The organism is Planomonospora sp. ID67723 (assembly GCF_015711605.1).
Classification (GTDB): domain Bacteria; phylum Actinomycetota; class Actinomycetes; order Streptosporangiales; family Streptosporangiaceae; genus Planomonospora_A.
Genome location: NZ_JABTEZ010000001.1, coordinates 471,238 through 484,039 on the forward strand (window position 1 = coordinate 471,238; position 12,802 = coordinate 484,039).

General features: G+C 70.7%; 13 protein-coding genes. 6 read left to right on the plus strand and 7 right to left on the minus strand.

Annotation, left to right across the window (positions count from 1 at the left end; translation table 11 throughout):
• Positions 1-265 precede the first annotated feature (265 nt).
• Positions 266-745 carry a tyrosine-type recombinase/integrase gene (locus HS041_RS40350; RefSeq protein ID WP_374058816.1) on the minus strand — a complete coding sequence of 160 codons (480 nt, stop codon included), beginning with the start codon at positions 743-745 and terminating at the stop codon, positions 266-268.
• A 285-nt stretch (positions 746-1,030) separates the two neighbouring features.
• Positions 1,031-2,299, minus strand: coding sequence for an MFS transporter (locus tag HS041_RS02140; protein WP_196438830.1), 1,269 nt, complete (start codon positions 2,297-2,299; stop codon positions 1,031-1,033).
• A 115-nt stretch (positions 2,300-2,414) separates the two neighbouring features.
• Here HS041_RS02140 and HS041_RS02145 point away from each other — a divergent pair, with 115 nt between their 5' ends.
• On the plus strand, positions 2,415-3,377 hold the full coding sequence (locus HS041_RS02145) for a LysR family transcriptional regulator (protein ID WP_196438831.1): 963 nt from the start codon (positions 2,415-2,417) through the stop codon (positions 3,375-3,377).
• A gap of 227 nt (positions 3,378-3,604) precedes the next feature.
• On the opposite strand, the gene HS041_RS02150 is transcribed toward HS041_RS02145, so the two are convergent.
• Positions 3,605-4,573: an integrase core domain-containing protein gene (locus HS041_RS02150; RefSeq protein WP_196438832.1), complete on the minus strand. Its 969-nt coding sequence runs from the start codon at positions 4,571-4,573 to the stop codon at positions 3,605-3,607.
• On the opposite strand from HS041_RS02150, the gene HS041_RS02155 reads away from it, so the two are divergent.
• The 3 genes from HS041_RS02155 to HS041_RS02165 all read left to right on the plus strand — a co-directional run bounded on the left by HS041_RS02155 (position 4,559) and on the right by HS041_RS02165 (position 5,497).
• Entirely contained in the window at positions 4,559-4,774 is a 216-nt protein-coding gene (locus HS041_RS02155; RefSeq protein WP_196438833.1) for a hypothetical protein, read from the plus strand. The two genes, HS041_RS02150 and HS041_RS02155, sit on opposite strands and share 15 nt — an antisense overlap.
• 91 nt (positions 4,775-4,865) lie before the next feature.
• Entirely contained in the window at positions 4,866-5,111 is a 246-nt protein-coding gene (locus HS041_RS02160) for a hypothetical protein (protein WP_196438834.1), read from the plus strand.
• Entirely contained in the window at positions 5,108-5,497 is a 390-nt protein-coding gene (locus tag HS041_RS02165) for a type II toxin-antitoxin system VapC family toxin (RefSeq protein WP_196438835.1), read from the plus strand. Before HS041_RS02160 ends, HS041_RS02165 begins: the two co-directional genes overlap by 4 nt.
• A 23-nt stretch (positions 5,498-5,520) precedes the next feature.
• Here HS041_RS02165 and HS041_RS02170 read toward each other — a convergent pair whose 3' ends face one another.
• Positions 5,521-5,922, minus strand: a complete 402-nt coding sequence (locus tag HS041_RS02170) for a hypothetical protein (protein ID WP_196438836.1) — start codon at positions 5,920-5,922, stop codon at positions 5,521-5,523.
• Between the two features lie 417 nt (positions 5,923-6,339).
• On the opposite strand from HS041_RS02170, the gene HS041_RS02175 reads away from it, so the two are divergent.
• Positions 6,340-6,486: a hypothetical protein gene (locus HS041_RS02175; RefSeq protein WP_196438837.1), complete on the plus strand. Its 147-nt coding sequence runs from the start codon at positions 6,340-6,342 to the stop codon at positions 6,484-6,486.
• Between the two features lie 172 nt (positions 6,487-6,658).
• Here the strand turns inward: HS041_RS02175 and HS041_RS02180 are convergent, their stop codons facing one another.
• Together HS041_RS02180 and HS041_RS02185 are read right to left on the minus strand one after the other, a co-directional pair.
• Entirely contained in the window at positions 6,659-9,088 is a 2,430-nt protein-coding gene (locus HS041_RS02180) for an FtsX-like permease family protein (protein WP_196440727.1), read from the minus strand.
• On the minus strand, positions 9,088-9,819 hold the full coding sequence (locus HS041_RS02185; RefSeq protein ID WP_196438838.1) for an ABC transporter ATP-binding protein: 732 nt from the start codon (positions 9,817-9,819) through the stop codon (positions 9,088-9,090). Before HS041_RS02185 ends, HS041_RS02180 begins: the two co-directional genes overlap by 1 nt.
• Before the next feature lie 97 nt (positions 9,820-9,916).
• On the opposite strand from HS041_RS02185, the gene HS041_RS02190 reads away from it, so the two are divergent.
• Complete coding sequence (locus tag HS041_RS02190) at positions 9,917-10,525, plus strand: response regulator transcription factor (protein WP_196438839.1); 609 nt, start codon at positions 9,917-9,919, stop codon at positions 10,523-10,525.
• Positions 10,526-10,616: 91 nt separating this feature from the next.
• Here the strand turns inward: HS041_RS02190 and HS041_RS02195 are convergent, their stop codons facing one another.
• The gene (locus HS041_RS02195) at positions 10,617-12,746 is read right to left on the minus strand and encodes a sensor histidine kinase (protein ID WP_196438840.1); all 2,130 of its coding nucleotides are present in this window, start codon (positions 12,744-12,746) and stop codon (positions 10,617-10,619) included.
• Positions 12,747-12,802 lie beyond the last annotated feature (56 nt).

The following is a 12,802-nucleotide window of genomic DNA, read 5'->3' on the forward strand; positions in this document are numbered from 1 at the left end:
CTCGGTGGTTGCTCGCCTGTCGCGGTACGGCACGGCACGCAATGACACAGCCCGACAGGACAAAAAGGACGGCCCTGGACAGGACGTCATCAGGCGGCACGCCGTGACAGTAGGCGTCATTGATCAAATCGACTTTTAATCCGTAGGTTCTGGGTTCGAGTCCCAGGCGCCCTACCTCGCTGAACTGGGCAGGCCCCCCAATCTTCATGATCGGAGGGCCTGCCCAGTTGCGTTTTCAGTTGCAGTCGTTGCAGTTCCGGGGCTGTCAGGAGTCCCGCAACGCCCGGCCCATCCGCGCCGCCGCCTCACTGGCCAGGGTCTCCGTGATGTGGGTATAGCGCTTGGTCGTGGTCAGCTGAGAGTGCCCGAGAACGGCTTGAACCACCCGGATATCCACGCGCTGTTCCAGCAGGAGCGTTGCGGCCGTGTGGCGCGCGTCGTGCACCCGGGCGTCCTTGTCGATCTCGGCGAGTTCGAGGATCTCTTTCCACTCGTCCCAGTCGTCCCCGGCGTCGATGGGACTGCCGTCCGGCATGCACCATACGAGGTCCCAGTCCTGCCACTTGTCCCCGGCCGCTTCGCCGGAGTTGGAAGGCGGCCGAAGGCGGCCGTCATCGCGCCTACAGCGGCTCGGTGGCGCTGGAGGCCGCCCGCAAGGTCGACGATATCGACGCCACGACCGACGACGCCGACCCCGACGATCCCCACTGGGCGGATACGCCCCTCTGGCTGTGTGTGTTCGCACCGTCCGCGGCCGGCGTCGATGATCTGGAGATAGAGGCCTGCGCCGGGGCGAGCCTGGCCGCGCTCACCCAAGCACTGCAGCGCCACGACCCCGCCTTGCGCATCCAGGCCCAGCGATTGGGCCGGGATGCGCAGGTGCGCTGGCGTCCGGCCCTGTGTCCGGCAGTCACCACTTATGCGGTGTCCTTCAGCACCCAGGCCGCGGAACGCGACCGGCACCGCATGCCCGTTCACGTCGTGCACTCCACCGGGGACGGCCTGTCGCAGATCCACCCGCCGTTCAGGGTCACCTGCGAGGCGACCAACGTCGAATCCGGGCTCGAAGAACTCCCTCGTGGTTGTCCTGTCGGGGGGACGGGGTCGTTTCACGGAGTGCCGCGGCGAGAACGGGCGGGGCCACTACGGCCACCACCAGCGTCAGTGCTGCCGGGATCAGCAGTGCGATGGGCAGGGTGGCGTGTGCGGCGACGGATCCGATGAGGGCTGGTCCGACCAGGCCGCCCCCGTAGCTGATGGTGGTGGCCGCCGACAGCCGGCGGGCAGCTGCGTCGGCGGCACCCAGCGTGCTGGTCACGATCGGCCACACCAGAGCAGTGCCGGCGCCGGCGAGCACCCAGCCGGCGATGGCGCACCCGATCCTCGCCAAGCCAGCCGTGGTGGGGAGCAGCGGGGCCAGCAGCACCAGGACGTACCCGAGGGTGGCGGCGCCGCCGGCAAGCCGGATTGTCGTCGGGGCGCCGAGGCGGGACCGTGTCGCGTCGCCGGCGAAGCGCATCGCGGTCATGGCGACGAAGAAGGCGGTGTAGAGCAGGGAGGCAGTGGCCGGGTCGGTACCGAGCACCCGGGTCGCGTACACCCCGGCCCAGTCGGTGGCGGCGCCCTCGGTCAAGAAGGCTGCGGCACCGATCACCCCGAGCGCGATCACCATCACCGGTCGGTGCACGGCGGCCGGCTGCCGAGCCGCCGGTCGGGGCTCTGGGCCGGCCGGTGTCGACACCGCGGGTTCCGGCCCGTCCAGCCGCCTGCCGACCGCGAGGCCGGCCAATGCCACGCCGAGCGCACCGACGGCCAACAGCACCCGGACGTCGACGTCGGTGCGCAGGCCCGTCGAGACAAGGCCGCCCCCGGCCACCGCGCCGAGCGTCCAGACGCCGTGGACCGTGGCCATCACGGGCCGACCGACAGCACGCTCCACGGCCACCGCCTGCAGGCTCAACGCCACATTGAGCGTGCCGAACAGTACGCCCAGCACGACGGCGGAGACGGTCAGCAGTGCAAACGACTGCGCCGTGGCCGGGCCGGTCAACGCCAGGGCCGCGACCGGCAAGGCCAGCCGCAGCAGGCGCGGTCCGGTGTACCGTTCGGCCAGCCATCCAGCAACCGGCATGGCCGCCAGGGCACCGACGGCCAGGGCCATCAGCAGAGCACCGAGCCGCCCCGCGCCGAGGTCCAACCGTGCGTCCGTGGCGGGCAGAGTGCTGCCCCACAGGGCGTTGATTACCCCAGCCAGCCCGTAGCTCAACATGACCGCGCGTCGTGGCCCCACGTTGCTCACCCCACATCCACTCGGCAGACCGTGATGCGAGCATGGCGGGGAATACGATCCAAGATCCAACACCAGTTCCACCATGATCTACGCGCCGAGAGAGTGAATCGGTTAGGAATGGAGCGTGCCTGATGACCTGGACATCCACCTGCTGCGCCACTTCGTGGCAGTGGCGGAGGAGCTGCACTTCAGTCGTGCCGCGCAACGGCTCTTCGTGGCACAGCAGGCACTCAGCCGCGACATCCGACGGCTGGAGCGCCAGGCCGGCGTACGGCTGCTGGACCGCACGACCCGCCGGGTCGCTCTCACGCCAGCCGGTCGCACTCTCCTGCGCCGGGCCCGAGAACTGCTCGCCCTGCACGACACCACCGTGCGGGAGCTGCGCGTTCAGCCCGGCTCGTTGACCGTCGACGTCGTCGGTACCGGGCTGACTCCCACCCTGGTACTGGCCGCGGCCCGACGGCACGTCCCAACGGTGGAGTTCTTCGCCCGCTTCCACACCGGCACCGAGGCGGCCGCACCGCTGCTACTGGCCGAGCGGCTCGACGTCACATTCGGCCGCAACCTGGGACCGGCCGACGACATCCGGCAACGCCCCGTACGATATGAGCCGATCGCGGTACTCCTACCTGAACGGCACGCGCTCGCTCGGCTGGATGCGGTGCCACTCGCGTCGCTGCGCGGCACCGGGTTGTGCTTCCGCGCCGGCAACCACGCGACACCGGGCTGGGATCACGCGATCCGCCAGCTGCTCACGCCGTTCGAGCTCGACGCGGCCGGGGCACACCCACATGTACAGGGCACTGATGAACTCGCCCAACATATCAATGACCGCAACGCCCCGATCATCACCATGACCACCCAACCCGCCGTACCCGGCACCGTGCTGAGACCGCTTGTGGAGCCGGTTGCGCTTTTCCCTTGGGCGATGATGTGGCGCACCCATATCGACCAGGACGGTCTCCGGGCCCTCAGCGGAGCGGTGGACGATCTGGCCGCCATCGGGAATTGGCTGTCGATACCGGACAACGCCTGGCTCCCCGAGCCCGAAGCGGGCCGGTTCAGCAACACCCGAAAAGCAGGATGACGCGCCGACAGCCGACTCGACAGCCGTGCGCCTGCCGAAAATTACATCCATGCAGTTCAAGCGGCATGTGAGTACTCAGGAGAACTTCGCCGAGCTGATCTCGCCGACGTATGTTCAGATCGACGATTCGCGTTAGATCCGTGATCGGGTCCGGGACAGCACGTAGCGGGGCCTGTACCGCTTCAAAATTCATCGCACCGGGCTTGAGCTGGGCGTTCCCCGGGTGGCTACGCGGCTCGGTGGTACTCGTTGATCAGCCCGCCGAGCACTCTCCGGCGTTCGATCCGGCCTTCCAGCGGTACGACGGTCTGCTCGTCGTGGTCGGGTGGCCGCTGCGCGCGGGATTGGTGCGGCCGGTGGCCGTTGTAGTGAGCGGCGTACTCGGTCAGCGTCGAGCGCAGGTGCCGTTCGTTGGAGATCAGTATGCGGTCGGTGCATTCGGTCCGCACAGTGCGGACCCACCGCTCGGCATAGCAGTTCGCCCGCGGCGTCCGCGGCGGAGTCCTCACTACCATCACGCCCGCGCCGACGAAGACCGCGTCGAAGACAGCGGTGAACTTGGTGTCCCCGTCACGGATGAGGAAATGGAAGGACCTGACCCGGTTGCCGAGGTCCATGAGCGGGTTGCGGGCCCGCTGGGCCGTCCAGGCGCCGGTCGGGTTGGCGGTCACGCCGAGGAGGTGCACGCGCCGGGTCGCCACTTCCCTCACGAACAGCACGTACAAGCGCTTCAAGGAGATCGTGTCGACGTGGAAGAAGTCGACGGCCAGCAGTCCTTTCGCCTGGGCACGCAGGAAGGCCCTCCACAAGGTGGAGGCGTCTCGGGGCGCCGGGCCGACCCGCCGGCCCTGCAAGATCCGCCGCCCGGTCGCTTCACCCACGCGATAGCCGAGCCGGACGAGTTCACCGGCCACCCGGCGATATCCCCAGGACGGGTTCTCCCGCGCCAGGAGCAGCGCCAGGTCCCGGATCTCCCTGCCCGTTCTCGGGCGGCCGGACCGGCTCGGATACGTCCACCGATCTCGGACCAAGCGCAAGTGCCAGGCCCGCAGGGTGGCCGGCGTCACCAGCCGATGAGCCCGCAACCCGGGCGGCCGGAGTCGTGCCAGCGCGGTCAGGACCGCGCGATCGGCCCAGTCCGGCTTCGGCCGGACGACCTGACGCCGCAGCACCACCAGCTCATGTCGCAGCACCATGATCTCGACGTCCTTGGCCGCCTCACTCCGGCCCAGCAGCGCCAGCCGACACCTGAAGCACGATCAGATACAGGAGACGGAGAGACACAAGAACCGATCTTGCCCGTACCACCGCATCAGGCCGATCCGCAGGTCAAGCACCCTGCGATGACTTTTGAAGCGGTACACGTGATTCGGTTCAAGCTCAATCTCATGACGTGAACGGATGCTGTTCATCGACGCGAGTAAGGTATGGCCACCGGTTACGCTGAAGGTACAACTCAGGCGACGCGCCGGAAGGAGTCGAGCGACGGTGAGCGTGGACCTCGAACACGAGCCCATTCATGACCTCGCCCGCCGGGTCATCCGGTTGGCCGAGGAAACCCAGCACGCCGCTCAAGTGCTCGAACGCCGTCTGGAAGCGCTGGAACGCCGCAGTGGAACCACCGGCAGAGCCGAACGCATCCTGAGCATCGCCGCCAGCATGCGAGCCCACCTGGGTCAGGACCGGCTCTCCGTTGACGACCTGTACGACCCGGACACCGGCCTTCCCGCGTGATCATCGATTCCAGCGCCGTCATCGCCGTCATCAACGGTGAGCCCGAGGCCGCCCAATTCGCCCATGCCATCGCCGCGACCGTGTGCCGCATCTCGGCTGTCAACTACGCCGAAGCGGCCATCGTGGCGGACAACCGCGGTGAGGCCATGCGCAACGCCTTCGACACGCTCGTCAATGAGATGGGCCTCATCATCGAGCCTGTGACGCCCAATCAGGCCAGGATCGCGCGCCGGGCGTACCAGACTTACGGCAAGGGCAATAATTCCAAGGCCAAACTCAACATGGGCGACTGCTTCGCCTACGCTCTCGCCAAAGACCTCGACCAGCCCTTGCTCTTCAAAGGCGAGGATTTCCCGCACACCGACATCACTCCCGCACAGCCCTGACGATCGACGAATCCTGTACCGCTTCAAGATTCATCGCATCGGGCTTGAGCTGGGCGTTCCCCAGTGAACTTGGCATCTCGGTCACGGATGAGGAAATGGAAGGACCTGACCCGGTTGCCGAGGTCCATGAGCGGGTTGCGGGCCCGCTGGGCCGTCCAGGCGCCGGTCGGGTTGGCGGTCACGCCGAGGAGGTGCACGCGCCGGGTCGCCACTTCCCTCACGAACAGCACGTACAAGCGCTTCAAGGAGATCGTGTCGACGTGGAAGAAGTCGACGGCCAGCAGTCCTTTCGCCTGGGCACGCAGGAAGGCCCTCCACAAGGTGGAGGCGTCTCGGGGCGCCGGGCCGACCCGCCGGCCCCGCAAGATCCGCCGCCCGGTCGCTTCACCCACGCGATAGCCGAGCCGGACGAGTTCACCGGCCACCCGGCGATATCCCCAGGCCGGGTTCTCCCGCGCCAGGTCTCGGATCTCCCTGCCCGTTCTCGGGCGGCCGGACCGGCTCGGATACGTCCACCGATCTCGGACCAAGCGCAAGTGCCAGGCCAGCAGGGTGGCCGGCGTCACCAGCCGATGAGCCCGCAACCCGGGCGGCCGGAGTCGTGCCAGCGCGGTCAGGACCGCGCGATCGGCCCAGTCCGGCTTCGGCCGGGTGACGTGCCTCCGCAGTATCGCCACTTCACGCCGTAGCACCATGATCTCGACGTCCTTGGCCGCCTCACTCCGGCCCAGCAGCGCCAGCCGACACCTGAAGCACGATCAGATACAGGAGACGGAGAGACACAAGAACCGATCTTGCATGAGCCGTCCTCTTGGGTCGGCCTGCAGGTCAAGCACCCTGCGATGACTTTTGAAGCGGTACACGCCTTCCTGGTGGCAGGCGCCGCAGGAATCCGGGCAGCCGTCCTGCTCGGACAGCGGACTGCCGAAGAAGCCGTGGCCTCGATCGACCGCCAGCCCACCCGCGTCTTCACCGCGACGTCCCGCTGACATATGTCCCAGCCCGGCCGTCATCCGACTCGCCGCAGTGGCGAGCCGGTAGGCCGGGCGGGACGGGTTCCGGTTCAGGACGACCCTCGGGCGATGCGACCGGCGCCGTGTGCCAGCCGAGCGACTCCGCGCGAGACGGGACGGTCACCCGCAGGACGACCGGATCCGCCGATCAGGAGATCGCCTCGGCGGGGCGGGCACGGAGGACGAACCGCACGGGAAGGGCGGTGGCGGCCAGGGTCAGGGCCGCCACCGAGGCGACCAGGGCCAGGTAGGCCGGCGGCGGCACGTGCGGCCGTGCCGAACCGGTCATGCCCAGGCTGAAGGCCGTGAGCGTGACCAGCGAGATCACTGTGCCGACGGCCACCGAGACCAGCACCGCGGTCAGCGTCTCCAGACGGACCATCCGCAGCACCTGCCGGCGCGTGGTGCCGACGAGACGGAGCAGGGCGAACTCGCGGGAGCGGTCCGAGGCGGACATCGCCAGCGTGTTGACCGCGGCGATCGCGGTGAACGCGATGATCAGACCCATCGTCACGTAGTTGACCTCGGCGGTCGGCGTTCCCACCGCGGCGGCCCGGGCCCCGTCGAGCACCGCGACGCCGGGCGCGGCCCGTTCCAGGGCCGCGCGGGAGAGCGACGGCGCCGAGACCAGGGCGGTGGAGAACGGGTCGTCCACGTGCGGACGCACCAGCTCGTGCGCCAGGAGGAGCTCACCGTACCCGAGACTCCGCTCGTAGAGGGCGACGACGCGAAGCGTCACGGGAGTGCCGTCGCCGAGGGTGAGCCGGAGCGACGAGCCGACCGACACTCCGAGGCGGGATGCGGCGGTGCGGCTGACGGCGACCGTCGCCGGGCCGAGCCCGTGCAGCGACCCGGCGACCACCCCGGGGTCGAGCGTCAGTGAGAGCCCCGCGGGCGTGACGGCCTGCGCGCCGTACTTCTCCAGGCCGACCCGGACCGAGGTATGCAGCACCTCGGTGACCGCCTCCACGCCCGGCACCCCGCGTACGGCTTCGGCCGCGGCGGAGGAAACCCGCGTTCCGAGCACGTAGTCGGCGCGGTCGCCCGCAGCCGCCTCCTCCTGGGCGGCGTGCCCCATCGTGGTCTGCACGAACAGGATCGTGCACGTCATCGCGACCATGAGGCTGAGTGGAGTGATCACCAAGGCCAGCCGGTGCGACCCGGCCCGCAGGTTCGCGGCGGCGAGGTACCCGCTCACGCGGGAGGCGCGCAGTACCACTCCGAGCAGCGCGACGACCACCCGGGCGATCACCGGGCCGAGCAGGGCGACCGCGACCGTCCACACCAGTGCAGTCAACATCGTCACCGGGCCGGATGCCGCCTCGGTGGACAACCCCGACAGCACCAACGTCAGCACGGCACCGCCCGCGGCGCACAACAGCCCGGCGATCATCCGTCCCCGGGGCAGGTGCGCAGTCGGCAGCGCCGCCTCGCCGAGGGCCTCGACCGGGCGGATGCGGGCGGTCCGGCGGGCGGAGACGCGCGCGGCGGTCCAGGCGGCCAGGACGGTCGCCGCGAGCGCGGCGAGTACCGGGAACGGGCTCACCACGAGCCGCAGGTTCTCCGGCATCACACCCAACGCGACGAACCGGGAGCGCAGCCAAAGAGCCAGGCCGACTCCCAGAGCGGATCCCAGGGTTCCGGCGATGGCGCCGAGCACGAGCGCCTCGCCGCCGAGCAGCCGACGCACCTGCCGGGGTGTCGCCGCGACCGCTCTCAGCAGGGCGATCTCCCGGTGGCGCTGCTGGACGGAGAGCGCGAACGTGCCGACCACGACGAGGATCGCGACCAGCAGCGCGGTACCGCCGAGGGCGCCGCCCATGCTGATCAGCTTCAGCCGTGCCTGCTCCGCGTCGAGGAACTCGGCCGCGCCGCGCTCGTCGCCGGTGTGGGCGACCGCACCGCCGAGCGCCGGGGTCAGGTCGATCCGAGGTGCGCCGGACCGGGGGAAGACGCCGATCGCGCTGACCAGACCGGGGCGGCCGGCCAGGCGGCGGGCCTCGGAGGCGGCGAAGAACAGCGTGTCCTGGCTGGGCAGGGCCTCGGCGGTGATGCCCGTCACCCGGTAGACCCGTGATCCCGCCGGTGACTCCACGGTCACCTCGGCGCCCACGTCCAGCCCCGCCCGCGCGTCCGCCACCAGTTCGTTCCCGTCCCTGGGTGCGCGTCCGGCGCGCAGGGTGAACGGAGTGAGCGGGGCCGACTCCCAGCCGTGCCCCCAGAAGGACCGGCCCGCGACCAGGACGGGGAACGTCACCTCGGTGACCACCCGCCCGACCCCCGGGAGCCGGCCCAGCTCCCCGGCGAGAGAGGCGGGGATCCACTGGCGCTCCGACAGGGCCTTGGCCTTCTCCTTGATCTTCCCCTTCGACTTCCGGACCGTCTCGTGGACGTACCGGTCGCCCGCGACGAGCACCGGGGCACCCGCGTAGCGCTCGGGGGCGACGCCGCCGCGCAGCCCGGTCTCCAGCAGCATCCCGCAGGCGCAGACCAGGGCCGCCGCGCACATCAGGGCGATGAAGGCGCCCGCGAAACCGGCCTTGCGGTGCCGGATCGTCCGCAACGCGAAGAAGATCATTACACCCACGCTCCCAGTCTGGTCATACGCTCGGCCACCCGGTCGGAGGTCGGCGCGGTCATCGCGTCCACGATCCGGCCGTCGGCCAGGAACAGGACGGTGTCGGCGTAGGAGGCCGCCACCGGGTCGTGGGTGACCATCACCACGGTCTGGCCCATGCCGTCCACCACCTCGCGGAGCAGCCTCAGCACGTCACGGGCGGTCATCGTGTCGAGCGCGCCGGTGGGCTCGTCGCCGAAGACCACCTCAGGCCGGACCACCAGCGCCCGGGCGATGGCCACCCGCTGCTGCTGCCCGCCGGAGAGCTGGGCGGGCCGGTGCCCGGTCCGCCCGTCCAGGCCGACCCGCGAGACGATCTCGCGGAGCCAGGCCCGATCCACCCGCTTGCCCGAGAGCCGGAGCGGCAACGTGATGTTCTCGGTCACGGTCAGCGAGGGCACCAGGTTGAACGCCTGGAACACGAATCCGATCCGCTGCCTGCGCAGCTTCGTCAGCCGCGTCTCGTCCATCCCGGTCAGCTCGGTGCCGCCCAGCCGTACCGAGCCCGAGGACGGTGCGTCCAGCCCGGCCGCGCAGTGCAGAAACGTGCTCTTCCCCGACCCCGACGGTCCCATCACCGCGGTGAAGCTCCCCTGCGGGATGCCCACCGTCACCTCGCGCAGGGCCGCCACCGCGCCCTGGCCCATGCCGTACACCTTGCTCACCGCGTCCAAACGCACCACGTCCGTCATGCCTGCCAGCCTGCTGGCCTGCGGTCCGCCAGGCCAGAGACGTGATCACCGACGGACCGTGACATCGTCATGATCCGGGCACTGGTAGACATATCCCGTGATCCGTGTGCTGTTGGCCGAGGACCAGCACGTCGTCCGGGGCGCCCTGACGGCGCTGCTGGGCCTGGAGGAGGACCTGAAGGTCGTCGCCGCCGTCGAGTCGGGCGACGCCGTGGTGCCCGCCGCGCTCCTGCACCGGCCCGACGTCGCGGTGCTCGACATCGACATGCCCGGCGCGCTTGACGGTCTCGCCGCCGCGGGAGAGCTCCGCTTGCGGCTGCCCGCCTGCCGGACGCTCATGCTCACCGCGTACGGCAAGCCGGGCCATCTCCGCCGGGCGCTCGGTGCGCAGGTGGACGGGTTCCTGCTGAAGACCGCACCGCCGGAGGAACTGGTAGCCGCCATCCGCGCGGTGGCCGACGGCGAGCGGGTGCTCGACCCCTCGCTGGCGGTGACGGCCTGGGACCTGGCCGACAACCCGCTCACCCCCCGCGAGGTCGACGTGCTCCGGCTGGTGGCCGAGGGGGTCGACGCCGCCGAGATCGCCGGGCGCCTCTTCCTGAGCGCGGGGACCGTGCGCAATTACATCACCGCGATCGTCGCCAAGCTCAACGCCCGCAACCGGGTCGACGCCGTGCGCATCGCGAGAGAGGCGGGCTGGATCTGATCGCGCCGCACCCACGCAGCCGGACGGAAGACGGGGACCGGGCCGCCCGGGGAGGGACCGCGGCGCCGTGCCGTCCGAGGCGCGGGGAGCCTCAGCCGGCGGGTACGGACATCGCGAGGGATGCGGTGGGGACACGGGCCTCGATCTCGAACCGCTCGCCGTCGCGGGTGGTGGCGAGACTGCCGCCGAGGGCGGCCAGCCGCGTCGTCAGGTTGCCGACTCCCGCCGAGCCGCGGCGCCCCGCGGTCCGGTCCGGGGCGGGGCCCTCGGCGGGAACCGCAGCCGGGCGCACGCCGTCGTTGCGCACGCGGAGCCGTACCCCGCCCTGCTCGCAGTCCGTCGCGATCGTGCAGCGACGTGCGGCACTGTGCCGGAGCACATTGGTCACCGCCTCCCGCAGCACCGTGCTCAGCACGGTCTCGACCTCCGCGGTGACCCGGCCGTGGCCCAGCTCGACCGTGACATCGATGCCCGCGGCGCCCAGGAGCGACCGCGCCGACTCCGCCTCGGCGGCCAGCGACATCTCGTGCCGCTCCCCGGAGACGGAGCGCATGTCGGCCTCGGCCTTCTCCACCATCTCGAGAACGTCCTCGATCTCGGCGCGGGCCCGGACGGGGTCGAGCCTCCTGGCCAGCTCGCACTTGAGGAGGATCGCCGCCATGCTGTGGCCGAGCAGGTCGTGCAGGTCCCGGGCGGCGCGCAGGCGCTCCTCGACCACCGCCGAGCGGGCCAGCTCCTCCTTGACCGCCTGAACCTCTTTCGCCAGCAGGGCCAGGCGGAGGAGCCCGTGGACGACCAGGCCGGTCACCAGCGTGCTCACGGTGTAGTTCACCGTCACGGCGGGCTCCAGCCCGAGGCCGACGCCGATGACCGCGGTACTCGCCGTCACGGAGGCGACGAGCGGCCAAGCGAGCACCGCGGGGAAGGCCAGCAGGAGCGGACCGGAGAGGACACCGGCGACGCCCAGCCAGACCTCGCCGAAGGCGGGGATCGGGAGATAGGCGAGCAGGGCCATGACCGCCAGTGACCGCATGTGGCGGCCGGACACCGAGCGGAGCTGCAGGAGGAGGATCAACCCGAGACAGGCGGCCGCCGGGAGCAGCGAGCCCGCCGGGAGCCGGAGCAGCGCCTTGGCGCTGAACCCGGCCAGGACGACGGCCAGCAAGGTGAAGGAGAGAACGGAGGCGTGCCGGTCGTCCGGCGGGAGCGACGGAGCGGATCCGGTGGCGGGAAGCACGACGGAGACGGTGAAACGGCCGGTGGAGGACAGGCCCGTCATGAGCGATCCGCCCGCCTCGGCGACCCGACCGGGAAGGTCGCCCAGGCTCTCGTCCTCCGCCGTCCTGGCTCCGTCGTTGGAGACGCGGAGCCGGACTCCGCCCTCGGACGTGTCGGTCTCGATCTCGCACGTCGTCGCTGTGCCGCGCCGTACGACCTCGGTCACCGCCTCCCGGAGCACGGCCGCGAGCAGCGCGCCCGCGGGCCCCAGCGGTTCGGCGTGGCCGACGCGCACGTGCGCGGTCACGCCCGCGGCCGCCAGCATCGCGCGGGCGGTGGTGATCTCGGGCGCCAGAGACATGGCGCGGTACCCGGAGGCGGCGGCCCGCGCCTCGGCCAGGGCGCGCCGTGCCGTGTCCGCGACCTGTCCGAGGATCTCGGCCGTGCGTTCCGGCTCGGCCAGGGCTCGCCTGCCACCTGCGGCGACCATGGTGAGGCCTCGCCCGAGACCGTCGCTCAGTTCGGCGGCGATGCGCAGCCGCTCCTCGGCGACGGCGGCCACGGCGAGGGCGAGCCTGGCCGAGTGCAGCTGGTCGACCCGCTCGGTGAGCCGGGTCAGGCCGTAGACCACCAGCGCGATCAGGACCATCGTGATCGTGGCGTCGGCCGTGGCGGACGCTTCGCCGTACCGGACGGAGCCGATCACCGCCGCCGCCACGGCGACCGCCGGCGCGAGCGGCCACAGCGGCGACAACAGCAGTGACCCGGCCAGGAAGCCGAGCATGCCGACGGATGCGCCGGAGGCGAGAACGCCCCAGAACCCGGCTCCTGCCTGTACGGCGAACAGCATCGGCCCCCGGAACCGCCTGAGCACCGGCAGGACATGAACGAGCTGCAGCGCGAACACGACGATCGCGATCGGCACCCCGGCCAGCAGGTACACGCTCGCGAACGCGCCCAGAACGGCGAGGGTGATCCCCCGGGCCAGGTAGGGCGCCTGCATCTGTGGCAAATTCGTACCCCCGAGCATCCGGGGGAACAGCCTAGACGAGCCGGCTC